This is a genomic window from Algoriphagus ratkowskyi (assembly GCF_002150505.1).
Taxonomy (GTDB): Bacteria; Bacteroidota; Bacteroidia; order Cytophagales; family Cyclobacteriaceae; genus Algoriphagus; species Algoriphagus ratkowskyi.
In genome coordinates, this window is sequence record NZ_MSSV01000024.1 from 35,205 (window position 1) to 60,923 (window position 25,719).

Consider the following 25,719-nt stretch of genomic DNA (forward strand, 5'->3'; position numbering starts at 1 on the left):
AAAATTCTAGCTTGAAAATTCGGCAATCATGGGAAGGTGGTCACTCAGCCTAATCCAGTCCTCAACTTTGCCTATCTCTATTTTTTCCAGGTTGTTTCTGAATCCTGAACTACCAAAAATGTAATCAATTTGGTAGGGTTTGTTTAGATTTTTCTGAAGGAAAAATGTGGGTTGTAATTCGCTCCCCTGTAGTACTTTAAAGTAGGTATGATATAAACTTTCAATGTTAGTCTCCTTCAGTTCTCGAATAACATCTGAATGATTCCACCAGCGATCCCATTGATCCCATTTTACATTGCTGTTAAAATCTCCAGCAATAACAATCTCATTGAATTTTGATTTGTGCAATTGGATGAATTTCCAAAATTGACCTATGTAGCCAAAATTCGGTGATTTGTTAGAATGAGCCCAAACGCCGATAAATTGTGTGTTCTCATTTATGAGACAGGGTAAAAAATGCTTTACTGAATGGTCTTTGTAAATAGTAGACCACTCAATTTTTTCTAGTTTTATGCCACCTCTCGCGAAAATTCCAAGCCCTTTATGTTTGCTATTTCCAACCCAGAGGTGACTTTTCGCCTATTCTATATAGTCTAGATGGCCAGTTTCTAAGGGATCCTCGCATTCTTGAATTACAAAGATATCAGCATCAAATTCATCTATAAAGTTGAATTTTCTCCTAAAAGCGCCATTTTAATTCAATGTGACAACCTTCAAATTTTTCAATCTTTCAATCCGCCATGGCGGACAAGTTATTTCAACCTAATTCTTCCCATTAAATTGATGGAGTCACAGATTTTTGAATATTGACTATTGAACATTGAGAATTGATAATTCTCATCAGTTTTTCGAAATCGAATCCTTCACCTGATAATGATAGCTCAGCGTGCTTAGAATATCGCCGTAAGCTTCCGCGGACTTCAATTGCTCTTCGGATACTTTTCTGCCCAGCAGTCTGCAAAGTAATAAGCCATACACGCCATTCAGGCAGATTTGAATTTCATTACCCAGATCCTGACCACCCGCTTGCATCACTGCCTCTAGGATAAATGGCTTGGCTTTGCCGTAAGCCATAAAATACTTAGGATCGGTTTTAAGTTGGTTCCAATGGATTTGAGCAAGTTCGTAAACCAAAGAGTTTAATTCGCTCAAATGACCTTTTTCCAAAATACCCTGAGTTTCCATCTGATCTAAAAGAGCCAAATACCAGTCAGCTATTTTATCTTTATCTTCATCCGAAACTGGGTATTTCTCTACCACAAATATTTTGATTTCTTCTCGATTTCCTTGGTAGGATCGGATCAAATCCTCCATTTGATACATGTAGATGATGTATTCGGCAATATTATTAGACTTCTTGTTTTCGGCTACTGACTGCATGGTATTAATGTTTGTTGACGCAAAAGTAAGAAATACTAATCGTTGGAAGGAAAGAGTGACGGAAGCAATCTATAAAAGCTAAGAGATTGCTTCGCACGTGGATCCATCGCAATGACGTACTCTGAACCGCTAATTCTAGACATCCGCTAATAGGGATTTTAAATTGTGAACTCTTGCCAACGGCAAGACCGGGATCAGCCCCGAATACAGCGCAGGGTAAAACAAATTATACGATTTTTCATGAGTGCCAATGGCACGATCAATAAGTTAACTTGGTTTCTATACAGAAGATTGAAGACTGTAATATTTAGGGTACAAGTCAAGAGACTTGTGCCAGAAGAGCTATGCATTAATCTATTAATGCAAAAAAAAAGATTGCTTTGTAAGTGCCTCCTTCGCAATGACGGAATCCTACATTCTAATTTCTGCTAGTTATTTACTATTTTTGCGCCCGAAATGAATATGAAAAATATAAGGAATTTCTGTATCATCGCCCACATTGATCATGGGAAGAGTACATTGGCGGATAGGTTACTGCAGGAAACGGATACGATAGCCGATCGTGACATGCAGAATCAGTTGTTGGACAATATGGATCTTGAGCGGGAGCGTGGTATCACGATCAAGTCTCATGCAATCCAAATGAAATACACCCATGAGGGTGAGGAATACACGCTCAACCTGATTGATACGCCTGGTCACGTAGATTTTTCCTATGAAGTCTCTAGATCAATTGCTGCCTGCGAAGGCGCTTTGCTGATCGTGGATGCTTCCCAGGGGATCGAGGCTCAGACGATTTCCAATTTGTATTTGGCATTAGGTCACGATCTGGAAATCATTCCTGTACTCAATAAAATTGACCTTCCTGGAGCCGATCCCGAAGCTGTTGCCGATGAGGTAATTGACTTGATCGGTTGCGATAGAGAAGATATTATTTTGGCCTCCGGCAAAACAGGTGTTGGTATTGGAGATATCCTGAAAGCTGTAATCAATAGAATTCCAGCTCCGACCGGAGATCCTGAAGCACCACTTCAAGCGATGATTTTTGACTCGGTGTACAATTCATTCCGAGGAGTAGAAGTGATTTTTAGAATTTTCAATGGTACGTTCAGCAAAGGCGATAAGATCAAATTTGTCAATACTGGAAAAGAATATGAGGCGGATGAAATTGGGATTTTGGGTTTGAATCAAATTCCTCAGAAAACCATGAGTGCCGGTAACGTAGGTTACCTTATCTCTGGGGTGAAAGTCGCCAAAGAAATTAAAGTGGGTGATACAATCACGCACGTGAAAAGACCATGTGATAAAGCTATCCAAGGTTTTGAAAACGTAAAACCTATGGTTTTTGCTGGTATTTATCCAGTAGAAACTACCGACTATGAGGAGCTTCGTTATTCTATGGAAAAACTCCAGTTGAATGACGCTTCGCTTGTCTGGGAACCAGAAACATCTATGGCTTTGGGTTTTGGATTTCGTTGCGGATTCTTGGGAATGCTCCACATGGAGATTATTCAGGAGCGTTTGGAGCGTGAGTTTAATATGACCGTGATCACGACAGTTCCATCAGTTCAGTTCAAAGCGCTATTGACAAATGATACTGTTCAGTTGATCAATGCTCCTTCAGATATGCCGGATCCTACAAAGATGAAGCATATCGAGGAACCCTACGTGAGAGCTTCGATCATCACTGCCGCAGAATATGTGGGTGCTGTGATTACGCTTTGTATGGATAAGCGCGGGCAAATTAAAAATCAGGTTTACCTAACTTCTGAGCGTGTAGAATTGACTTTCGATATGCCATTGGCAGAGATTGTTTTTGACTTCTTTGACAAATTGAAAACCATATCCAGAGGTTATGCCTCATTGGATTATGAGTTGAAAGGTTACGAAGTATCGCACATGGTGCGACTTGATGTAATGCTAAATGGCGAGCCTGTCGATGCACTTTCTGCAGTCGTTCACAGAGACAAAGCGTACGATTGGGGCAGAAGACTTTGTGAGAAATTGAAAGAACTCGTGCCTCGTCAAATGTTCGAAATTGCTATTCAGGCGGCCATTGGTCAGAAGATTATTGCTAGGGAAACAGTGAAGGCCCTTCGTAAAAACGTATTGGCTAAGTGTTACGGTGGTGATATTTCCCGTAAGCGAAAGCTTCTAGAAAAGCAGAAAAAAGGCAAGAAGCGAATGAGACAAGTCGGAAACGTCGAGGTGCCTCAGGAGGCATTTATGGCGGTGCTGAAGCTTGATTAAGAAGTGATTACGGAGTCCAAAACTTCGTTATTCATCATTCATCATTGGACATTCATCATTACAGTGATATCCTTGGACATGATCTTATATTGGGATTTCTAGAGGTTGTCAGAATTCGAATACTTCATCATTCATTATACAGCATTGGACATTCATCATTACAAAATTAATATCGAATGTAGAATGATGAATTTCGAATAATGAAGTGGGCGTCAACCGTACTTCGAGTTTTGTAAGTTTTAATTCCGAATAATGAAGTAATAGAATTCAATATTAAACTTGGTTTTTATGGAAAGGAAATATGATCTAGAAGCGCGACTTATTGAATTCGCTGCAGCTATTATTTCTTTTACAGACTCCATGATAAATACCAAAGCTGGAAATCATATGTCAAATCAGCTTCTTCGTAGCGGAACTTCTCCTGCTTTGAATTATGGTGAAGCTCAATCTGGTGAATCCCGAAAAGATTTTATTCATAAGATGAAAGTGGTCTTAAAAGAGCTGAGAGAGAGTGGTGTGGCTATTAAAATTATAGAGAAATCCAAGCTCCATCTCGATGCTAGTGAAATAGCAAGTCTTCAAAATGAATGTAATCAGTTGATTTCCATTTTTGTGAAAAGCATTGGAACTGCTGAACGTAATATTAATTGAATAATGAATGTCGAACGTCGAAGTCTAAATGTCGAAGTTTGAAATCCAAAATCGTAATTCGTAAATCACATGATCTTAATCGACGGTAAAAAAACATCCTCTGAAATCAAATCTGAAATTGCTATTCGTGTAGCGGAAATAAAAGCAGAAGGAGGAAAAATCCCTCATCTCGCAGCAATTCTTGTCGGTAGCGATGGAGCGAGTCAAACCTACGTAAATGCGAAAGTAAAGTCTTGTGGAGAATGTGGTTTTGAATCTACTTTGGTACGGTTGGAAGACAATATCTCTGAAGAAGAACTTTTAAAAGTGGTTGAGGACATTAACAGTAATCCTGCAATTGATGGATTGATCGTGCAGCTTCCGCTCCCTAAGCATATTTCCGTAGAAAAAGTAACTGATAAGATTAGGCCTGAGAAAGACGTGGATGGATTTACTCCTGCCAACGTGGGTCGTATGGCTTTGAACTGGCCCGCATACGTTGCCGCTACTCCCTACGGGATCATAGAGCTTCTTAAAAGGTACGAGATCGAGACCTCAGGCAAGCATTGCGTGGTGATCGGTAGATCTCATATCGTGGGAAGTCCGATGAGCATCCTGATGGCTAGAAATGGCTATCCTGGAAATGCTACCGTGACGTTGACACATAGCCGGACGAAGAACTTGGAAGAAATCGCCAGATCAGCGGACATATTAATTGTCGCTTTAGGCAAAGCGCATTTCGTAACAAAGGATATGGTGAAGCCAGGTGCTGTGGTTATCGATGTGGGAATTCACAGAATCGAAGATGCTAGCAAGAAGTCAGGTTTTAGATTGGTAGGAGATGTGAAATTCGACGAAGTATCGGAAGTAGCTTCCGCTATTACACCTGTGCCGGGTGGAGTAGGGCCGATGACGATTGCGTCACTGCTTTACAATACGCTTCTGGCGGCTGAAAAGAAAGTTTACGGGTAATGATGTGTTTCTGTTCGTGCCTGCCTTCCGGCAAGGCAGGCACGAACAGAGGCTAAGAGTAATTCCCGAGAAAATAATTGGAAAAGGTTTGCATTGGGTTTGCATGGAATAGTCAAGTCTGATACTTTTGCAGACTGTTAACCGCGCACGTGGTGAAACTGGTAGACACGCCAGCTTGAGGGGCTGGTGCTTTAAGTAGTGTGGAAGTTCGAATCTTCTCGTGCGCACAAAGAAGCTCTGAAGTAATTCAGGGCTTTTTTTATGACCTCAGAGGTTTACAAAACCGCTATGATTTCTTTATGTTTATTTAATTGCAGAGGACTCAAAGTTTTCGAGGAGATCGCAAAGTTTAAGTAGATCTGCTACTTCAGAAGCTGGAATTGGAAATCACCGAGCGCCTTGGTTTGCATCTTCACATACCAAAATGGATGCTGTGGTTTCAATATTCGCTTGGACACAAATACAGTTTAAGTTATGAAACAGCAACAGCGAAAGATTTTTTTCCACCAACGGCCTCTCTCTCCACGATTTTTTCCCTACATTTTGAGCCAAATTTGATTTATATGAACCGACTAGTTAAAGTAGCTTTCTTTTGTGCTGTGTTTTTTACTGCCCAGTTTTCATTTGCTCAATCTGCGCAGCATCCAATCGTAAAAGAGTATGGAGGTATTTATGAAGTGCCTGAAGCAACTGAAATGCCTGATGGAAGCTTGGATTATTATATCTTAGTAGACATGACTACCGCAGCTACAGACGATGCTGAGATTAGCCGTTGGGTAGATAATGTCGCTCGAATGATGAATCTTCACGGGATTGCCGGTGTTACCAAGGAGCGTATGCATGTGAAAGTGGTGGTACATGGCGGAGCTATCTTTACCTTATTGAATAATGAAGCTTACCAGAAGCAATTTAAAGTAGATAACCCTAATATTGCCGTATATAAGGCTTTAGAAGCTGCTGGCGCTGAAATACTAGTTTGTGGTCAATCGCTAAGAGCTAGGAATTTGAAAAAAGAAAATCTTTACGAAGGAGTTAACGTCGCACTTTCGGCTATGACTACTGTTACTACTTACGCGCCAAAAGGCTATACAGTCTTAAAGTTTTAATCCCCACTTGGAATACTTATTGGTACTTGGCGTAATGTGTTTTTGATGAAAAGAAATTCCCCGAGCTCCAATACCGCTGGCAAAGTCGTTACTGGCTTTTTCCTAGCCGCTATTTTCCTGATTGGAATGGCAGGCTTGACTTACTATATTCAGAATCGACTTCTAGAGACGATGAAGGAGCTTGCTGAGCCTAGTCAAAAGCTCACCCTGCTGAATAAAGTACAGTCTGATATCATCCAAATTACCCAGATGGATCAATCTGGTGTAGATTCTGACTTTAGAATTCAGGATTCTAGTGCGATTTCACTTAAGGAAAAGTTGCAGGAATTGGCCTCGCTGGCGGAGGATTCATTAGAGATTTCCTATATCCATAGCGTGCAAACTAACTTAGATACCCTTATTGTGGGTTATGTGAATTTGTATGAGGTGAAAACCAATTTGGCCAATCGGAATTTTACACAAGAAGCGCTTAATAGAGTGGAGCTCGGAATCCGCAGGAGAGCTGCAAGTTTGGAGCAAAAGCCTATTGAGAAGGTAAATCCTAAGGATCAACTTTTTAATGATCTCCAAAAGGAAATTACCTCACGCCAAGAAGCTAAAGTTGGGCAGACTATAGTAACAAAGGATTATGATAAGTCGATTGCGTATTTACGTGATCTGCAAAAGCAAAACCTTCGCGTTACCAACTTGCCCGAAGGCCAGACCTTGGACAGTGTCTTACATAATATCAAGGGCGTCATTGATCGCGTCAATCGTGAGGAGTCTAACCAGCGTCAAAAACTTGCTAAGATGGAGGCTGATATCTCCATAAGCCAAAGTAAAATTATCAATACCATTCAAAGCCTAGTGAGTACACTTCAGGCACGTGCGTTGGAGAAGTCAGACATTCAAAATGAATCTGCCTATAAACTGACTTACGACATGACTTACTTTTTGATTTTGATTGTTGTTTTGGCGGTAATTGGTGCTGCTATCATGGTTTACTCGATTTTGAAAGAAATCAAAGTGACCAAGAAATATCAGGAGAACCTCGAAGTTGCTAGGCAGAAATCTGAGCAGTTAGCCAGGTCCAAGCAAGAGTTTTTGGCTAATATGAGTCATGAGATTCGCAATCCACTTCATGTAATTCAAGGTTATAGATCGGTTTTGGAGAAATCTGAATTGGATTCCAGTCAGCAATCACACTTAAGAATGATTGGCTTTGCTTCAGATACATTAATGGAAATTGTGGATGAAGTGCTGGACTTTTCGAAACTGGAAGCAGGGAAATTGAAGTTAGATGCACATCCATTTGATCCGGAATCACTTTTTTCCTCCTTGCAGAATTTCTTTGAATTGCAGGCTTCAGAAAAGAAAGTTGATTTTGAATGGTCATTGGACCTTCCGGAAGATAGCTGGCTGATTGGAGATCAACTTAGGTTAAAGCAAATTTTGAATAATTTGTTGAGCAATGCATTTAAATTCACTTCAGAAGGCTCAATTTGTGTAGTTGTGCGATGGGTAGATGGTCTGCTAACTGTGGAAATAAAGGACACTGGGATTGGAATGTCTCAAGAAGTACTGGATAAGGTGTTTCGGGAGTTTGATCAGGCAGATACATCCATTTCCAGAAAATATGGAGGAACTGGCCTTGGATTAGCGATCGTTCATCGACTAGTGTCATTGATGAATGGTGAGATCCTTGTGTCAAGCGTGGAGCATGCAGGAACTACCATGCTGGTGCAGTTGCCGATGGTCACCACTGCATCTCAACGAGTAGAGTTCAATCCAGATCAAATAGTGTCTCTAGATCTTTCGGGATTGAAAATTCTGCTTGTAGATGATGATAAGGTTGGGATTCGCTATTTGGAGACTATTTTAAGTTATTTTGGAGCATCGGTGATTGCCTATCCTGGTGGAACCATCTTTAGAGATGAATTCGTAGCGATTGATTTTGATTTGGCGATTTTGGACATACAGATGCCCGAATTTTCTGGTTTCGATGTGGTGAATAAATTGAGGTCTATGGATCTATATCTCGAAATGCCTATTTTAGCTATGACAGCAAATGTTTTTGTAGAAGAGCGAGAGAAAATGATCGAAAGTGGCTTTACGGAGATCATTTTCAAACCCTTTCAAGAGCGGGTTTTAATTGAGTGTTTAGGTAAGTTTTTTCCAAATCATGTGGTGAAAGATATTCCGCAAAATCAGAAAATGAGTGAATCTGATAATTCTTTATTTCAACTTAAAGACTTAGCTAGATTCTGTATGGGAGATGAATTGCTCTTGCAAGATATTGTCCGGGAGTTGGTAGTGGAGACGCAAAAAGACCTTAATAGGATAAATAGGGCCCGAAAAAATGATGATTTTGATGAAATTCTAGAAATATGTCACCAACTAGGAAGTCGCTTAGGGCAAATAAAAAGTGGGGCAGGACATACTGCTAGGAAGCTGGAAAATAGTTTGAAAATAGGAAACAAAAATGGCCTCGGCGATACGCTTAATCAGTTAGATGAGGAAATCCGCATCTTGCTGGCAGCACTCACCGAGACCATGGATAAAACTGTAAATGCAGATAATTAATCTAATCCGTATTTTTCCATTTTGCTATAGAGTGTTTTACGATCCATATTCAAAATACGAGCTGTTTTTGACTTGTTGAATTTTGTATCCATCAATACTTTTTGAATCAATTCCTTTTCTTGTTCTACCCATTGGGACTTATAATCCTTCGGAGATGGCAAGTCTGAGCCACCAGAGATAGAAGATGTATTAGATCTATTCCCGATTAAATTTCCAGTGGGCTCGTATAGATCTGCTGGCAAAGCATCTTTCTCTACATGAGATCCTGCAGAGAGAAGTACTGCTCGTTTGATAATGTTTCGTAGTTCACGTAGATTTCCTGGCCAATCATAACCAAGAAAGATTTCCCAAACTTCAGGTGAGAACCCTGTAACTCTTTTGTCTAGGCGTTCATTACTTTCTTCTAGAAATTGATCAGCGAAATCTTCTAAATCTTCTTTTCTTCTTCTCAGCGGAATAGCACTTAGCGTAAACTCATTGAGTCGGTGATATAAATCCTCTCGGAAATGACCATCTCCTGCCTGTAAAAGTAGATTGTCATTTGTAGCTGCTATTATCCTTACATCAATTTGGGTCTCTTTATTTCCACCTATTCTTCTGATAGTTCGTTCCTGAATTGCGCGGAGAAGCTGAATTTGAACTTCATAGCTTAGGTTTCCGATTTCATCAAGGAATATGGTGCCTCCATTTGCCATTTCGAAATGGCCGGTTTTATTTTCCAGAGCACCTGTAAATGCCCCTTTTACATGCCCAAACAATTCACTTCCGGCAAGTTCTTTTGGTAAAGCCCCGCAGTCAATAGCTACAAAAGGCCCGTCTTTTCGAGTGGATAAATCATGAATTCTTCTAGAAACAAATTCTTTTCCTGTTCCTGTTTCTCCCAAGACCAGAACGCTCAGGTCTGTTGGTGCTACTAATTGAATATGTTTTTCAAGTTTCTCTGCCTCAGTAGAGCTGCCGATGACATAGCTGCTTTTATACTTCTGCTTGGGTGAAGCGGTACGAATCACGGTAGCTTCTGCAGAAGTCGTCTCAGTTACTTTGGTCGACAAAGATTCATTTACAGTAGCCAGTAGTTCATCTGGATTAATTGGTTTGGTAATGTATTCGAATGCTCCTAGTTTCATTGCTTTGATTGCAATTCGGATATCAGAATAATGCGTGATTAAAATAACCTGCGTTTGTGGATAATTGCTTTTAGTCCACTGCAGAAGCTCCATGCCAGTACCGTCAGGAAGTCTAAAATCTGCAATGATCAAATCAAACGTTGAGTTACTGAGTAATTGCTGGGCTTCTTTGACTTTTATGGCAGTTTGAACAGAAAATCCATTTTTCCCAAGAAATGTCTTAACAATCCTTGAATAAGTCAAATCGTCCTCTACTAGTAATATATTCTTCATGAAATGCTTCCTTTAAAGCAGCTAGTTTACAAAAAAAGCACCAGACAACTGTTATCACGTATAAAAAGCATCATTTTGATAAATTAATCTTTGCTTTAGTTTTCCTATATGTCATGTTATTTGATGTTTTTTTTTCTTTAAGCCGAACAGTGACGGTTGGAATCAGTGTTTTTTCCTTAAGCTGACTGCTCTGATCAGACTTAATAATTGGCAAAAATTAAAGATCTCCACTAAGCGATTTGAGGTTTAAAAAGAGTCACGCATGACATCTGCTCGACTTTCCACTTGCAAGTAGCTCGACTACTTACATAATTTCCAGGTATACAATGAAGCTGTTCACTCCATTTTCCCGAGACTTAAAGGGTTAGAATTAGAGTCTTTTTTAATCCTAGGGTAGAGGTATACGAAATTGGTTTTTCTGTGCTTGAGTTTCCTGCTTGTAGATTCAAAATAGTGTTGATTGAAGTCTCAAACTATAGATCTCAGTGTAATCACGATAGGTGAAATCTGCTTTTTAATAGTTTTTTTGATTTGAATCAAATGAATTCTAGCGTGGCATAACTTCAATTTGGTTTTTATAAAATTTATAATTGAGATAAAATATCTGCTATCTCTTCTATTTAAACGATTTGAAAGTTTAGAATCCAATGACAAAATTTTAATTCAAGAGAACGAACTTTTTTAAAGAAAAACTCTTTTAAAAACTAGTAACTTTGAATCTTCAAAATAACATTTGCCAGACTCTATGAGTGACGCTATCAAACACGAGTGCGGAATAGCAATGATTAGATTGCGAAAACCTGCCCAGTATTATATTGACAAATACGGGACAGCAGCTTTTGCTTCTAACAGGCTTTACGTCCTGATGCAAAAACAAATCAATAGAGGACAAGATGGCGCGGGTGTCGCCAATGTCAAAATTGACACGAAACCAGGCACACGATATATCAGCAGATATAGATCCGTGGAACCATCAGCTGTCAATTTCATCTTTGACAAAATCAACCGGAAATATAAAAAAGCGAAAAAAATCGGAGGGCATGATGCACTTACTGATGGAGCTTGGTTGAAAGAGAATATTGCTTTTACAGGAGAAGTTTGGCTTGGGCACCTTAGATATGGTACTCATGGCGAAAACTCTATAGAGACTTGCCATCCATTTTTGAAGCAAAATAACTGGAGAAGTCGTAACCTAGTTATGGCCGGCAACTTCAACATGACCAATGTAGAGGAGCTATTCAGTAAGCTTGTAGAAATCGGTCAGCACCCAAAGGAAAAAACCGATACTGTCACCGTGATGGAAAAAATCGGTCACTTCCTTGATGAAGAAAATCAACGCATTTTTGACAAATACAAGCACCAATTTTCCAATGAGCAGATCACTCAGTTGATTGAAGAGGAATTGGATTTGACTAGAATCCTTAGAAGATCTTGTAGAGATTTTGATGGGGGATATGCTATGGCGGGGATTGTCGGAAACGGCTCTGCCTTCGTGGTGAGAGATCCAACTGGTATTCGTCCTGCATTTTATTATGCGGATGATGAGGTGATCGTAGTGGCATCTGAGAAGCCAGCTATTAAATCGGCATTCAACATTGATTTCAATTTGATCAAAGAAATCCAGCCTGGACATGCCTTGGTAATCAACAAAGATGGTTCTTATGCTGAACCTGAAATCATGCCTGCAAGAGAAAAGAAATCGTGCTCATTCGAGCGTATTTATTTCTCTAGAGGAACTGATCCAAATATCTATCAAGAGCGAAAGAACCTAGGTAGAGCGTTGATCCCTCAGATTTTGAAGGCGATTGATTTTGACCTGAAGAATACTGTATTCTCTTATATTCCAAACACTGCCGAAACAGCCTTTTTGGGCATGATTGAAGGTTTGGAAGACTATTTGGCGGCAAAACGAAGAGAAGTATTTGTAGATGGAAAGCCTTTTATGGGTGATCTGGATGAGCTCTTAAGTTTTCGTCCTCGAGTTGAAAAGCTCGTGAGTAAGGATGTTAAGCTAAGAACTTTTATTACCAGTGATGATACTAGGGATTCCATGGTAGCCAATGTGTATGACACTACTTTCGAAGTAATCAAGTCAGGGATAGATACCATTGTAGTGATCGACGATAGTATCGTCAGAGGGACTACCCTTGAGAAAAGCATCCTTACTACCCTAGATAAGTTGAATCCAAAGCGAATCATTATTGTGTCGTCTGCGCCGCAGATTCGATATCCTGATTGCTATGGAATTGATATGTCCAAGATGAAGGATTTCATTGCCTTCAGAGCGGCGTTGGCATTATTGAAGGAACGAAAACTTTCAAATACTTTAGATGAAGTATATGAAGCATGTTTAGCACTTCCCTATTCCACTGAGAATTTCGTTAAGGGAGTTTATAGTGCTTTCACGGATGAGGAAATTTCTAATAAAATATCGGAGATTGTCACCAATGAAGATATAAAAGCTGAAGTACAAATAATCTATCAGACGGTGGAGAATCTACATAAGTGCTGTCCTGAGCATCTGGGTGATTGGTATTTCACTGGGGATTATCCTACTATAGGTGGGATGAGAGTAGTAAATAAATCTTTCGCTAATTTCATGGAAGGTAAAACCGTTAGAGCATACTAATAATATTTTAAGTCATTAATTAAGGCACAGAGAATTTATTCTTTGTGCCTTTTTTCTTTCAAACAAGTTCAAATTCTTAATTTCACTTAATAAGAAAAACATATTAAAAATGGACATAAACGTAGCTCTCTTAAAAGAAATCTGTGAAATAGCCGGAGCTCCAGGTTTTGAGAAAAGAGTAAGAGATTTAGTAATCAAGTTAGTAACTCCACTTGTGGATGAAGTCAAAGTAGATAACATCGGTAATGTAATTGCAATCAAGAAAGGGAAGAGAAATCCAGATAGCAAGCGGGTGATGATTGCGGCGCACATGGATGAAATTGGTTTTATAATCACCCATATTGATGAGAATGGTTTTCTGAGATTTCATACACTAGGTGGCTTCGATCCGAAGACACTTACTGCGCAGCGCGTCATAGTTCACGGAAAAAAAGATTTCGTGGGGGTAATGGGTAGCAAACCTATCCATGTGATGTCAGCTGAGGAGCGAACGAAGCTTCCTAAAACAACAGACTTTTTCATAGATCTAGGCATGTCCAAAGAGGAAGTGGACAAATACATCACCGTAGGAGATCCAGTGACCAGAGACAGGGAGTTAATTGAAATGGGTGATTGCGTGAATTGTAAGTCTATCGATAATAGAGTGGCTGTTTTCATTCTCATTGAAACACTCAAGCAATTAGATAATCCCGCTTACGACACTTATGCTACGTTTACTGTGCAGGAAGAAGTAGGATTGCGAGGTGCAAATGTAGCTGCCCACGGAATCAATCCTGATTTCGGCATTGCACTGGACACTACGATTGCATTTGACGTTCCAGGAGCACAAGCACATGAGAAAGTGACAGAACTGGGCAAAGGAACGGCAATCAAGATCATGGATGCCATGACGATCTGTGATTATAGAATGGTGGAGTTTATGAAACAAACTGCAGATAAAGCTAAGATTTCTTGGCAGCCGGAAATACTCGTAGCTGGAGGTACTGATACCGCTGGAGTACAGCGTATGGGGAAGCAAGGGGCAATAGCAGGAGCTATATCTATTCCTACCAGACATTTACATCAAGTAATCGAAATGGCGCATAAGCAAGATATAGCAGATTCGATTGCTTTGCTGAAAGCTTGTCTGGAACAAATCGATGGATATGACTGGAAACATTAATTCGGTTATTTAAACAAGCTATACTGTATTTATATGAAAAAGCTTCTCATAATAAGCTGCGCAATTATTGCCATTGTGGTGGTGTATCAGCTTGTAGTTTACTTAATGAGTAGTATTAAACAGGATAAAATAAAAGTTGAGCCATTTTTAGCCTTTGGAAATAACACAGAAGTTTTCTTCAAAGGAAGAGTAATTAAGGCTTATACCCAGCAAAGACCTTCTTCAAGAAAAAATTGGTTGTCTAATATTATTTCGGCAATCAAGAGGTATGCAGGATCCTCTGTCCCTCTGGCCAAAGTAGAAATCATTTTTCAGAATAAAAGCTATGTCGTTTCCACTGATGAAGATGGGGTCTTTGAGTTACATATCGTGGATTCCAAGCCCATTTTAAATGAGAAAGAACAAGTCCTTTTTCAAGTTTTGGAACCACTAAGCAAAGAAACTAGTATTGCCCACATGGACGTGACGAGGTATTCGGGGCAAACTGGAGTTATTTCTGATATTGATGATACGATTATCATATCTCACTCTACAGACATAGGGAAAAAGTTCTGGCTATCTATCTCAAAAAATGCCTTTTCAAGAAGGCCTTTGCCCGGCGTTTCTGAATTTTACAGAAAGATCACTCAAGATAAGAGGTTACCGATTTTCTATGTCTCAAGCAGTGATTGGTCACTTTATGACTTGATACAGGACTTTTTGAGATTTAGACTTATACCAGAAGGACCAATTCTACTGAAAGACAAGCATATCAATCTAAGAAATATATGGAAATCTGGCGGAGGCGATCACTCGCATAAGGCGAATAAGATTGAGTTAATTATGAATATGTTTCCACAGATGCAGTTTTATTTAATTGGCGACAGTGGTCAGCACGATCCAGAGATTTATGCCCAAGTGATAAAGGATTATCCGGGACGAGTGAAGGATGTTTTTATTAGAATTGTTGGTACACTTGATGCTGATAGAGAAAGTGAATTGAAAAAGCTTCACGGATTTGAGCATTTTCATTTTATAAAAACTTCAACTGAAGCAATAGAAATTCTTGAAAAAAAACCATAATTAATTAATTCAACCTTCTTAATCAACCTTATATATGGCTAGAAAATGCCTCTTGATTTTTAATCCTTTTTCAGGGAATAATTCTATTACTGAAGCCGAACTTCTCGAAATGACAGAGGTAAGAATGCCTGAATACGCTGTAGAACTGTGGGAGACTACAGGCGAAAATGACGAGGATAAAATCGCAAAAAAATACGAAGAGTGCAATCCTGAATTAGTGCTGATAGGTGGAGGTGATGGAACAGTGAAGCAGGTAGCCAAAAGCCTAAATGATAAAAATGTACCCTTGTGTATTTTGCCTTTAGGTTCTGCAAATGGACTGGCAAAATGTATGGGAATTAATGACTTAGTGGATTCATGGGAGGCTATTCGTGAATTCAAACCACAAAACATCGATGCAATTGTTATAAACGGAGAGTTGTGTTTGCATCTTGCGGACTTTGGGATAAATGCTAACCTCATTCAGAAGTTTGAGCAGGAAGAATCACGCGGGATGCTCGGGTACGTTAAGAATTCTATTTCTGAGATCTTCGGTACTGAAGCAATGAGATTTAACCTGAAAATAGGAGAAGAATCCTTCGATCTTACCTCCAAAATGATTGTGCTAGCCAATGGTGATCGATATGGTACGGGGGCACTTGTAAATCCACAGGGGATTATGGATGATGGAAAGTTTGAAATCATCGCTTTCAACCCAGACACAGCTGAAGATTACGTGCGGATGACGATGGCTTTTATTAAAGGCGATTTGGATCAGATAGAAGGTGTGCAAAGTTGGTCCGTAGAAGAGTGTGAGCTTTCAAATCTCGAAGGTGCCGAATTTCAAATTGACGGTGAATTAATGGGTTCTCCTGAAGCAATTTCTGCCAAAATTCATAAACATGCCTTCCAGTTTCTTGCAGGGAAATCCTTTTAAGCTTGCCATACTTCCTCTAATTGAGTTCACTTATCCGAAAGTGCTATATAGAACCCCCGATTTCCTTAACTTACTTTTTATATTTTTACTTCAACTTTTATTACATGTTTAAAAAAACTCTACTGGCATTCATAATTGGAAGCATTTTGATTTCCTGTGATTCAGAAAAGAAAGTAAGTCAATCCGCTGATTCCACCAATACTGAATGGATGGATATGTTCAACGGCAAAGATCTGGACAATTGGACTCCTAAGATCTTTCATCATGAATCTGGTGATAACTATGCCAACACATTCCGAGTGGTCGATGGTGCCATTGAAGTGAATTACGATGATTATAATGAAGGTTTTAATGATCGTTATGGGCATTTGTTTTATAAGCAATCGTATTCTTCGTTTCACATGACTTGGGAATATAGATTTACTGAGCAATGGCTGAAAGATGCTGCTAGCTATACCTATAGAAATAGCGGAGTGATGTTTCACTCACAGGCTCCAGAGACAATTTTGAAAGAACAGGATTGGCCAGTTTCTGTAGAGTGGCAAATGCTGGCTGAGGAAAAAGAGGGTGTCGCGCGTCCAACTGGTAATATGTGCTCACCAGGCACAGATGTTTATTTTGAAGGGAAAAAGGATCCCAGGCATTGCATCAATTCCACTTCACCGACCTTCAAGTGGGATCAATGGGTAAAGGCTGATTTGATAGTTTACGGTGATTCTTTGGTAATTCACATGGTTAATGATGTAGAAGTTTTAAGATATTCCTTACCTCAGGTTGGTGGAGGAGTAGCAAAAGGCTTTGATCCGATATATAAAGTTGATGGCACCCCGCTAACCCAGGGATATATTGGTTTGCAAAGTGAGGGGCAAGGAGTGATTTTTAAGAATTTGAAGATTAAAGAGCTTTTATAAGTAGCCAGTATTAAGACATAAGTATCAAGATTTCAGATACGAGTGCCAAGATTCTAGAATCAAGAAAAAATAATTTGCTAAATATTTGTTGCCGTTCGTGTAGACACGAACGGCTTTTTTATTTACGAAAATCTGTTTTTAACCTACTAATAAAATCTTCTTCTGATTTGTAAGGATGCTTTATATAAGGCCACTTCCGTCTCCGGTCTACCGTCTTCCTTTTTCACCTATCCTTCAAATAAACTGTCTTTCCGGTCTTCGCACTTTCTACCGCTGCGGATAATATTTCCACTACAATCATATTATTCTCTAATGATGGAAGAGCAAATTTATCGAGTACAAGGTCACCGTTGATTACCGCAAGGAAGAGCGTAAATGGATCTTCGAATGGAGTATTTTGCTTTTCTAGCTTAAGTGTCTCTTCATCATAACCGCTATATCCCTCACCATTTTTAACTCGAACTGTAGATGGATTGTCTGCATGTATTGAGCCTGTTCTTCCGAAAATCTCCATATCTTTTCTGCCAATCGGCCAATTCCATGAAGCCTGAATAATCCCCTGAGAATCATCATAAGCAAGGATAATTGTTGCTTCATCATCAACTTTAGGATTGTTTTCAGGCTGAAGCTGTTGGGTGACAGCGGTGACTGAAATAGGTTTTTTACCATCTTGCAACCAAGTAATCAGATTCGCACCGTAGCATCCAAAATCTATAATTGCACCGCCGCCATTGAGCACCGGATCAGTCAGCCAATCTAGAAACTCCTTGCTAACTCCTATGTTTTTCGGCCCTTTGTGCCCATCATTAACGATCACTTTTCTAATAGCTCCGACTTCGCCGCTTTGAAGAATTTCTTGAGCTTTGAAAGTGCTAGGATACCAAGTTGTCTCGTAATTGGTGATGAGGTGAATGTTATGTTTTTCTGCTAGCTTCTTCATTTTTTGAGCATGTTCTAAACTTACAGCTAGGGGTTTTTCTACCATCACATGTATTCCTCGTGGTGCGCAAGCTTTAACTACCGCAAGATGATCGTAGATATTCCCAAAGGCTGTCAGCGCTTCAGGCTTAGTCTTTTCGAGCATTTCTTCCATGGTGTCAAACACCAAATCCATGGAGATACCATGCTGCTCGGTAAGGCGTTTTGCTAATTCTCTATTTGGTTCAGCAATGCCAACGATCTCTAAATCTGCACGATCCTTTGCTTTTAGAATCCAGCCTACATGGCCGTGGGTAAGTCCTGCGACTCCTATTTTTGTTCGTTTTTGCTGCGCAAAAGATTGAGTACTTAAAAAGACTAAAAGGAATAAACTGATAATGAATCGGGTTTTCATGGGTTTGTTAGGTTAGAGAACTAAAAAGTCGAGAAATTGGATTGACTTTACAAGTAAGTATGGGGTTTTACTTTTTATTCTCTAAAACTAACCTGCTATTTTTATTCTGTCATTACCTTAACTCAAACTTTTTATGAATGATTAATCAAGATAGGATAATGATGTCTTTTTCAATTTGATAGTGCCTTCAAGCTGTTTTTTTGAAAATTTCAAAACTGATAAGGTTTCTGCTCGGCTCATGAAACTGACGGCAGGATCAAAGATAAAAGAGCATCAGGATTATGATTTGGATGAGGTAGAAGTTCGGATTCACTTACCCATTTTTACGAATGAAAAGGTTAGCTTTTTTGTGAATAATCTGAAGATGGAAATGAAGGAAGGGGAATGCTATTATCTTCGGCCTTCTGATCCGCATCGGGTTATAAATGAAGGCGAAACGGACAGAATTCACTTAGTGATGGACTTGAAAGTGAATGACTGGCTTCAGGAATTGCTCACTACAAATCATTTAGAAAAATGAATAGGTAGATTTTCGTAGGTATATTTTCATTCATTAAGTAATTAATGAATTTCGGCTTTTGAATCTCATAATTTTTCAAGTAGTCTTTATTCGTCCTAAGTTAACTTGATATTTGAATAGCCAGGAATTAAAGGAATCTATAAAGCCACTTTCCAAGGTCATTCCAGAATATTGTGGTATATAAAAAATACTCTATCCAGTGCTCGATTATAATAGCTACACCAAGCCAATAGACTGGATGAATTTTCCCCAGTACTATTTTATCTCTAAGAATAGCTAGTAGAATAAAACTGTCTGAGAGGACAATTGCAAACCAAATCTCCGGGAAACTGACTGATGGGAAATAGTGTCTGAATCTAAACCAAGCCGGCCAAATCAATACTAGTGTAGCAAGTAAAAGTAATCGCTTGTGTATCTCCGACTTACGTCGTAGTCTGATACCCGCTAAAACCAGACTCATGAAAATCAAAGTAGTTGTAAATGTTCCTGGGATATCGGAAAAAGCCAGGTCTCCAAGACCATTTTCTAATCCTTTGGTTACTTGATGAAGGATGGCAGGCGCCATGCTAAGTGATAGTAGAATAGCGAGTGCTATTCCTCCGAAACCAAGATTCTTATGAAGTTTAAGATTTCCCTTACGAATCAAAAAACTTTGCATTACAAAAAACAAAATCCATAGAAAAGCTAAACCTCCATGAAGATGTATTACAATCGGAGCTGAAAAGGTCCCTGCTAATAGTGGGTAAAAAAAAGTTTTGCCAAATCCTATGATGCTTCCAATGAGCGCAATTAATGCCATCGAAAAGAAGAAGGTGTGTTTTTTTCTTATAAAATTGGCTTTGAGCAACATGGGCTTATAGTTTTACATCCTAGCGATAGTCATTCCTCCATCCACGCATATTACTTGTCCAGTGGAGTAGGGAAGATCGCCTCTCACCAAGGCAGCAACCACTTTCCCGATATCCTCGGGAACTCCCATTCTAGGTTCTAGAGTCATTCCGTTTTTCACTCCTTGATGGTAGGTTTCGCGCACTTTCTCGATCATATCTGTCTCTATCACACCAGGTCTGATCTCATACACTGGGATTCCGAATTCTGCCATTTTCACCGCCATCACTTTAGAAAGCATAGCCAATGAAGCTTTGGACATACAGTAAGATGCGCGGATCTTGGATGCTACTGTGGCGGAAATAGATGTCACGTTGATTATTGATATTTCAGAATCAGGCGTGGCTGCCTTAAGTTCTGCCATCCATTTGGCGATAGCTTGAGTCAGGAAGAAAGTGCCCTTTTGATTGATGTTCATCAAGTGATCGAAATCTTCTTCAGTAATATCGAAGACATCAGATCTCGTTCTCGGCGCCACTCCCGCATTGTTTACCAGTACATCGATTTTTCCAAACTTAGCGATCATCCCTGAAACAATAGACTCACGATCCTCAGCAGAAGCAATGTTCCCTTGAAGGTATTCTACCCGTACGCCAAATCCTCTCAATTCTTCCAAGGCTTCTCGTACATTCACCTCTTCACGTACTCCATTTATCGCCAGATTAAAGCCTTCTTCAGCGAGTTTTTTTGCGATTCCCAAACCGATTCCGCGGCTTCCGCCAGTGACTAATGCTACTCGACTCATGATGCTTTGATCGTTTTAAGTGTTTCGTGTATTTCCATTTTTTTGTAAAAAGGATCGAGTGGAAAGCAGCCTGATATCATCCCGTTTCTCGGAGCAGTGGTACAATCGGAGAACGTGCGACAGATTTTTGCACGCTTCATCGGAGTTCCAGCCAATACATCCGCTGGCAATTCCGGATAGCTCAGCACCATTCTGCCTAAGCCGATTGAATCTGCTTTTCCTGTTTCTAATACATTTTGAGCCACATTTGGCAGCCATTCTTGCAAATAGGAATAGGCTGATCCTACTGTATAGAAACTAGGGAATGCTTTCTTTACTTCTGCCACTGCATTGATCTGCCGAGCGACTCCATGCAAAGGATCCTCTGGCGGCATGTAGCCATCTGATGGAGGAAAAAGTGCTGGCCGCTGAATATGTGGATTGTAATATGGACTGCCTGCAGTGGTGCAAAGCAATTCTATATCAAGTTTTTCCAGTTCTTTCAGAAACTCAAAAGACTCCGATAGATTCTCGCCTATGCCTGATTCATTTCCTCCGAAAGCGTACTTATAAGGACTTTCGGCAGCTGGAATTCCAGTTCCTTCAGGTCCTTGCTTAAATGGCACCCAGTCGAAAATGCTCATGCGTACACCAATTTCTAATCCTGGCGCTTCTGCTCTGATTCCCGCTGTTATTTCTCGGATGAAACGGGTTCTGTTTTCGAGTGACTTGCCATAGATGCCTTCACGATCGTAAGCGCTCAGGAACTCATGTCCCAAGTACCCATGACAATGCTTGATATCGACGAACTTGTATCCCGTCTTCTGTGCGCGAACTGCTGCGATCACATAGGCGTCGATCAGCTCGGATATTTCTCCATCAGTCATCAGTGGATAATCATCAGCCAGACCAAATTTCTTATTCAACACAGGATGAGAGTATAGAATCTTCGGCTCCATTTGAGTTTTGCTATTCGGTTTGCAAAATCTGCCTGAATGAGTGAGTTGCAGGCCTGTGAGTAGATCATCAGTGTTTCCAAAAGCAGCCTTGTGCTCAGTTTCAACTAGTTGATACAACTCATCAAAGTCTCCGAGATTTTGCTCGTTGATCATAAGTTGGTTAGGATTGGCTCTTCCAGAAGGTTGTACCGCTACCGCTTCGCAGCCCCAAAGTAATTTGGCACCGCTGATCGCAAAGTTCTTCCAGCGTCTTTTGGTGAGTTCGGTAGGCTTGCCATCCGTGGTGCCATCCCATCCTTCCATTGGAAGAATACAGAAAGCATTTCCTATGGTATTGCCGGCTCGCGTGGTATGTGCTTTCGCAAAAGGAGAGTTTTCTCCAGTCTTTAACTCTTCATCAAAACCCATCGCTATACCTTCTTTGGTAAGATGGTCACGAAGATGCTCTCCTGTTTTCAGCTGGGCAACTCGTGGGTATTGTGGTTTGTATTTTCCAGTGCTCATTTGCCTACACAGTTAAAGAAGCTGTAATAATTCTCTCCTTTTTGCATGCGCTGAAGCAACAATGCTAGTTCTCGCGCATGGTAATCTCCCCACATGCATGATTCTCCGTATGGAGCTTTCGCAGGGTCTGGGCGATGATCCCAGCCATTTGGCTGATGGTAAATGGAATGTAAAATCAACCCTTGGTGGTTTGGATCAGTGGATAAATATGGCTCGCTGAACAACGCGTTAGCGAGCTGCACACCTGTTTGGATATATCGCTCGGAAGCTTCTTTATCCGTTGATTTCATCCAATTGCCAATTCGGATGAATCCTTGCGCAGCGATACATGCGGCGGAAGAATCGATTGGCTCATGGGCATTGAAAGGATCAGATTTCTCGTTCAGATAATCTCCCATTTTATGCAAATTTGGCGCTCCAGTATCCCAATATGGAATGCCGTCGGTAGGAGTGTTTGCCAAGTAAAATTCAGCTGTAGCTTTTGCAGCTTCAGTCAGTTCTTTGATCAAGTCATTTTTAGAAATGATCTCAGAATAATCGCTTTCGTCGATTTGATCTAAAATCTCCAATGTTTCGCCCAAACCGCAAATAGCCCAAGCTAGACCACGAGTCCAGGTACTGAATCCAGTGTAGCCTTGCTGAGAATTTGGACAGCGGTAATTTCCATCGTTGGTGTTGAAGATGATTTCATGAGCTGTTCTACCAGAAATATCATAGGTGTCTCTACCATTTCCGTAGTAAATCGAATAGCGAACCGTACTCAAAATATGCTGAATTGCTCGCTGAATTAATGAGATTCGCTTGTCGTTTTCTCCCTGCAATACATGGCCCAATCCATGTGAAATGACCAAAGCTCTGCACGAGCGAATCGTGTCCACAAATAAGGAATGTGGTCCATTAAATGAATAAATGAAACCACCAGTTTGAGTTGGAGTCCAGCGCATAGCTTGTACCGCTCCACTTACTTTAAGGGCAAGTTGGTAGAAGTTTTTCTCCCAAGCAGCACCTTCAATTTTCCCTTCTTCGATCAGTCGAAGTAGATTTCCATAGGTACTCACATTGTTGAAACCATGATCATGCACACCAGTATGCGTGAGGTGCGGAGCCATTTTGTTCAAGGTATTATCTCTGCCTATTTTTAAAAACTGCTCATCTCCCGTGGCATCAAACTGGAGAATTGCCGAACCGTACTGGAATCCCTGAGTCCATTCCGTCCAGCCTCTTGTTACATATTTTCCTTTTTCTGTAAAAACAGGAGCACCATTAGCAGTATCAAATGATGTTTCTATCAAGTTTATTTTTTCTCCAGAAAGCTCCCAAAATCTTTTGAGTTGAACATCAAGGTCATTTATGGAAAAGTTAGGATTGAGTTGCATGTTGTTTCTTTTGTGTTTGAGAATGTGTGATCATAATGATGGCAGTTGCTATAAATAAGACTCCGTACATCAAGTAATCAATAGGTTGACCTGCTATTTTCCCCGGAACTATTTCTAAAAGCGAAGCGATAAAAGTGGCTAGAGCAAGCGTAGAAAGCACAATTAAGGATTTTGGAGGTTTAGTGAAAATTACTGCTCCCAATACTACTGGTGCGATCATAGATGTGCCGGTGAAACTCACACGTGCCAGCAAAACGAGTTCGTCACTCATATAAGTAGAGAACACTAATACGATCAGCGAAAAGACCATGATGGAAATCTTGGTGATACGCATATTGGTTTTGTCAGAGCCAGAAAGTAGAGATCTAAGTTCGGTGCCCAAAGCAAAAATCTGAGCGTTGGTTGTAGAAAGACAGGCGGCAAATAACCCAACCACTGCTAAAGCAGCCACAGGGACAGCTTGATCAAACAAAAGTGCATTTGTCAAGAAATCGGCAGTACTCGCATCAGGATATTTGATTGCTCCATATAGTCCGATAAAGGCCGTTGGTAATATGACCAACATGGCAAAAATGCCTACTGCATAAGCCATTCTGTGCACGGATTTTAGGTTTTTCATCACCACCAATCGCGTTGTGAACTGAGGTTGAGAAACTGGGATAAGCACAATTGCTATGGCTGAAGCGATCAGAAATGGACTGGTGAACAATCCTTTCGGACCAGGAAGAGTGAGCAAATCTGGGTTTGTCGCTGATACTTTTTCAAGTCCAGCTTCCAGTCCTCCGCTCATTTGCAGGCAAGTCACGCCGATAATCCAAATCACTGTAAGCATGATTACTCCTTGGATTGCATCGCTATACACGATGGCTTTGAGCCCACCGATTTCTGAATAAATCAGCATGATGAAAACCAGAAGTGCTGACCATGACCAGTAAGGAAGCATGTCGGGGAAGGCTGCGTCTAAGAATATGGATATCCCGCGAATCTGTATAGCTACATAAGGGATCAAAAAGAGAAAGGCACTGGCGAAGACTAAATAGCCAGCGAAGGAATTTCCATAGCAAGATTTCATCAATCCAGCGACGCCTTTGTAGCCGTTTATACTTGCTCTTTTGCGCAGCGCAAATCCAAACCAAATCAGGAAAAAGACCATCAATGCATCTGATAAGGCAAGGAAAATCCATGCTCCTACGCCGTGAGTTCGGAAGAAATCCGGCATCCCCATAAAGGTGAATGCAGAGAATAAAGCTGCTGAAAATGTCAGAAAACCGAGTACGGTACCAATGTTTGAACCTGCAAATATGAAGTCATCCGAGGTTCGTTCTTTACTGTATGACCTATAAGAAGCGTACCCTAGCATGGCTATGAATAGCGAGAAGAAAAATACTAACCATCCAATCATTGCTTCTTCGGGTCTTCAAATGGAAAAACTTTTGAGCCTATGAAGGTTGCAAATACTACAAGTAGGGTGACGAGGAAGCCTGTCCAAAATACGAATGGCACTTTTGCCAAGCTAGGTTCAAGTTTTCCTTCTCTGAAAACAAAAAGATAAGTACATACTGTCATGACAATGACAGCAAGTACCAGTGTTTTCCATTGTTTGGATTTCATATGTTTATAATTGTTTTTTACCGGTCATATGGAATCTCGCATGCACTGTAATCATACCAGTGTGTGACTTTGTAGTTATGCTCGATTTCATGGTAATGGTTTAAGGTTATTATGGATAATTTGGGTTTTACCGAAAGATGATTTTAAGGATGGCTTAAAATAGCAATTATCTTATTTAATACTAACCTGTACTGGTGCTGGGTAGGTGATTTTGTTACGAAATGGATTTCATAAAAAATTGTAACTTATTGCGCATTGTTTTAGAAAACCGAAAAAGAATGAGCAGGCTCAGTGGTATATTAATAATAATTTTTCTCCTGAATAGTTCTATTCTATCCGGACAGGATATATCTCAAAAATATCCAGACCTGATCAAAAGAGTCGAACGTATTAACAAAGACGATTCATTAGAGAAAGTGATTCTAGAAAATGAAGAATTCATGACTCAGATGACAGACGGTGGAGGAGAACTTATAGGGTATTTTGAAAGTGGACAGATTCAAAAAATTACAGCAAAAATCGGACTCTCATTCGGAATAGAAACCTTTGACTACTATTTCACTGATGGGAAATTGATTTTTACATATGAACTTTTAGAAGGATTTCCTTACAACGACAGCACATCCAAATTCGACTACACAAATCTAGAAACTAGTTTTGTCGGACGCTATTATTTTAAAGACATCAAACTTATCGACTCAGAGACAACGGGACATGATCGTTTTGAGGACGAGATGTTTGACGTGGGGACAACGTTGATAAAAGAGATGAACGAGTATCTGGATAAATTAAAAAAAAAGAAGTGAAGCAACACCTGTTAAACT

General features: G+C 40.1%; 22 protein-coding genes and 1 tRNA gene. 13 read left to right on the forward strand and 10 right to left on the reverse strand.

Annotated features, from left to right (window positions below; all coding sequences use genetic code 11):
• Positions 1–6 precede the first annotated feature (6 nt).
• Together BVH02_RS21675 and BVH02_RS18675 are read right to left on the reverse strand one after the other, a co-directional pair.
• Positions 7–348, reverse strand: a complete 342-nt coding sequence (locus BVH02_RS21675) for an exonuclease/endonuclease/phosphatase family protein (RefSeq protein WP_205635759.1) — start codon at positions 346–348, stop codon at positions 7–9.
• Between the two features lie 492 nt (positions 349–840).
• Complete coding sequence (locus BVH02_RS18675; protein WP_086502989.1) at positions 841–1,380, reverse strand: DUF4924 family protein; 540 nt, start codon at positions 1,378–1,380, stop codon at positions 841–843.
• A 456-nt stretch (positions 1,381–1,836) separates the two neighbouring features.
• On the opposite strand from BVH02_RS18675, the gene lepA reads away from it, so the two are divergent.
• From lepA to BVH02_RS18705, 6 genes are all read left to right on the forward strand, one after another.
• Entirely contained in the window at positions 1,837–3,630 is a 1,794-nt protein-coding gene (lepA, locus tag BVH02_RS18680; RefSeq protein ID WP_086502990.1) for a translation elongation factor 4, read from the forward strand.
• Between the two features lie 288 nt (positions 3,631–3,918).
• A complete protein-coding gene (locus tag BVH02_RS18685; protein ID WP_086502991.1) occupies positions 3,919–4,281 on the forward strand; it encodes a four helix bundle protein in 363 nt (120 codons plus the stop codon).
• 69 nt (positions 4,282–4,350) lie between these two features.
• The gene (locus BVH02_RS18690) at positions 4,351–5,232 is read left to right on the forward strand and encodes a bifunctional 5,10-methylenetetrahydrofolate dehydrogenase/5,10-methenyltetrahydrofolate cyclohydrolase (protein WP_086502992.1); all 882 of its coding nucleotides are present in this window, start codon (positions 4,351–4,353) and stop codon (positions 5,230–5,232) included.
• A 143-nt stretch (positions 5,233–5,375) separates the two neighbouring features.
• A tRNA-Leu gene (locus BVH02_RS18695) sits at positions 5,376–5,459 on the forward strand.
• 336 nt (positions 5,460–5,795) lie between these two features.
• The gene (locus BVH02_RS18700) at positions 5,796–6,338 is read left to right on the forward strand and encodes a DsrE family protein (RefSeq protein WP_086503026.1); all 543 of its coding nucleotides are present in this window, start codon (positions 5,796–5,798) and stop codon (positions 6,336–6,338) included.
• A gap of 45 nt (positions 6,339–6,383) precedes the next feature.
• On the forward strand, positions 6,384–8,900 hold the full coding sequence (locus tag BVH02_RS18705; RefSeq protein WP_086502993.1) for a hybrid sensor histidine kinase/response regulator: 2,517 nt from the start codon (positions 6,384–6,386) through the stop codon (positions 8,898–8,900).
• Here BVH02_RS18705 and BVH02_RS18710 read toward each other — a convergent pair.
• Entirely contained in the window at positions 8,897–10,300 is a 1,404-nt protein-coding gene (locus BVH02_RS18710; RefSeq protein WP_086502994.1) for a sigma-54-dependent transcriptional regulator, read from the reverse strand. The two genes, BVH02_RS18705 and BVH02_RS18710, sit on opposite strands and share 4 nt — an antisense overlap.
• A gap of 745 nt (positions 10,301–11,045) precedes the next feature.
• Here BVH02_RS18710 and BVH02_RS18715 point away from each other — a divergent pair.
• The 5 genes from BVH02_RS18715 (at position 11,046) to BVH02_RS18735 (ending at position 16,980) form a co-directional block, all read left to right on the forward strand.
• Positions 11,046–12,929 carry an amidophosphoribosyltransferase gene (locus BVH02_RS18715; protein ID WP_086502995.1) on the forward strand — a complete coding sequence of 628 codons (1,884 nt, stop codon included), beginning with the start codon at positions 11,046–11,048 and terminating at the stop codon, positions 12,927–12,929.
• A 109-nt stretch (positions 12,930–13,038) separates the two neighbouring features.
• On the forward strand, positions 13,039–14,091 hold the full coding sequence (locus tag BVH02_RS18720) for a M42 family metallopeptidase (protein ID WP_086502996.1): 1,053 nt from the start codon (positions 13,039–13,041) through the stop codon (positions 14,089–14,091).
• Positions 14,092–14,124: 33 nt separating this feature from the next.
• Entirely contained in the window at positions 14,125–15,153 is a 1,029-nt protein-coding gene (locus BVH02_RS18725) for a phosphatase domain-containing protein (RefSeq protein ID WP_086502997.1), read from the forward strand.
• A gap of 34 nt (positions 15,154–15,187) precedes the next feature.
• Positions 15,188–16,069: a diacylglycerol/lipid kinase family protein gene (locus tag BVH02_RS18730; protein ID WP_086502998.1), complete on the forward strand. Its 882-nt coding sequence runs from the start codon at positions 15,188–15,190 to the stop codon at positions 16,067–16,069.
• A 104-nt stretch (positions 16,070–16,173) separates the two neighbouring features.
• A complete protein-coding gene (locus BVH02_RS18735) occupies positions 16,174–16,980 on the forward strand; it encodes a 3-keto-disaccharide hydrolase (protein ID WP_086502999.1) in 807 nt (268 codons plus the stop codon).
• Between the two features lie 223 nt (positions 16,981–17,203).
• Here BVH02_RS18735 and BVH02_RS18740 read toward each other — a convergent pair whose 3' ends face one another.
• On the reverse strand, positions 17,204–18,313 hold the full coding sequence (locus BVH02_RS18740; RefSeq protein WP_086503000.1) for a Gfo/Idh/MocA family protein: 1,110 nt from the start codon (positions 18,311–18,313) through the stop codon (positions 17,204–17,206).
• Positions 18,314–18,494: 181 nt separating this feature from the next.
• On the opposite strand from BVH02_RS18740, the gene BVH02_RS18745 reads away from it, so the two are divergent.
• A complete protein-coding gene (locus BVH02_RS18745; RefSeq protein ID WP_223271918.1) occupies positions 18,495–18,833 on the forward strand; it encodes an aspartyl/asparaginyl beta-hydroxylase domain-containing protein in 339 nt (112 codons plus the stop codon).
• A gap of 127 nt (positions 18,834–18,960) precedes the next feature.
• On the opposite strand, the gene BVH02_RS18750 is transcribed toward BVH02_RS18745, so the two are convergent.
• From BVH02_RS18750 to BVH02_RS18775, 6 genes are read right to left on the reverse strand one after another with little or no spacing between them, the layout of a single operon-like run.
• On the reverse strand, positions 18,961–19,683 hold the full coding sequence (locus BVH02_RS18750; protein WP_143244251.1) for a hypothetical protein: 723 nt from the start codon (positions 19,681–19,683) through the stop codon (positions 18,961–18,963).
• A 12-nt stretch (positions 19,684–19,695) separates the two neighbouring features.
• Positions 19,696–20,466, reverse strand: coding sequence for a 3-ketoacyl-ACP reductase (locus BVH02_RS18755; RefSeq protein WP_086503003.1), 771 nt, complete (start codon positions 20,464–20,466; stop codon positions 19,696–19,698).
• Positions 20,463–21,908 carry an oxidoreductase gene (locus BVH02_RS18760; protein ID WP_086503004.1) on the reverse strand — a complete coding sequence of 482 codons (1,446 nt, stop codon included), beginning with the start codon at positions 21,906–21,908 and terminating at the stop codon, positions 20,463–20,465. The genes BVH02_RS18755 and BVH02_RS18760 overlap by 4 nt, the downstream gene beginning before the upstream one ends.
• On the reverse strand, positions 21,905–23,284 hold the full coding sequence (locus BVH02_RS18765) for a glycoside hydrolase family 88 protein (protein WP_086503005.1): 1,380 nt from the start codon (positions 23,282–23,284) through the stop codon (positions 21,905–21,907). The genes BVH02_RS18760 and BVH02_RS18765 overlap by 4 nt, the downstream gene beginning before the upstream one ends.
• Positions 23,268–24,686, reverse strand: coding sequence for a sodium:solute symporter family protein (locus BVH02_RS18770; protein WP_086503006.1), 1,419 nt, complete (start codon positions 24,684–24,686; stop codon positions 23,268–23,270). Before BVH02_RS18770 ends, BVH02_RS18765 begins: the two co-directional genes overlap by 17 nt.
• Positions 24,683–24,895, reverse strand: a complete 213-nt coding sequence (locus BVH02_RS18775) for a hypothetical protein (protein ID WP_086503007.1) — start codon at positions 24,893–24,895, stop codon at positions 24,683–24,685. The genes BVH02_RS18770 and BVH02_RS18775 overlap by 4 nt, the downstream gene beginning before the upstream one ends.
• Positions 24,896–25,173: 278 nt before the next feature.
• On the opposite strand from BVH02_RS18775, the gene BVH02_RS18780 reads away from it, so the two are divergent.
• Complete coding sequence (locus BVH02_RS18780; protein WP_111357193.1) at positions 25,174–25,701, forward strand: hypothetical protein; 528 nt, start codon at positions 25,174–25,176, stop codon at positions 25,699–25,701.
• Positions 25,702–25,719: the final 18 nt, after the last annotated feature.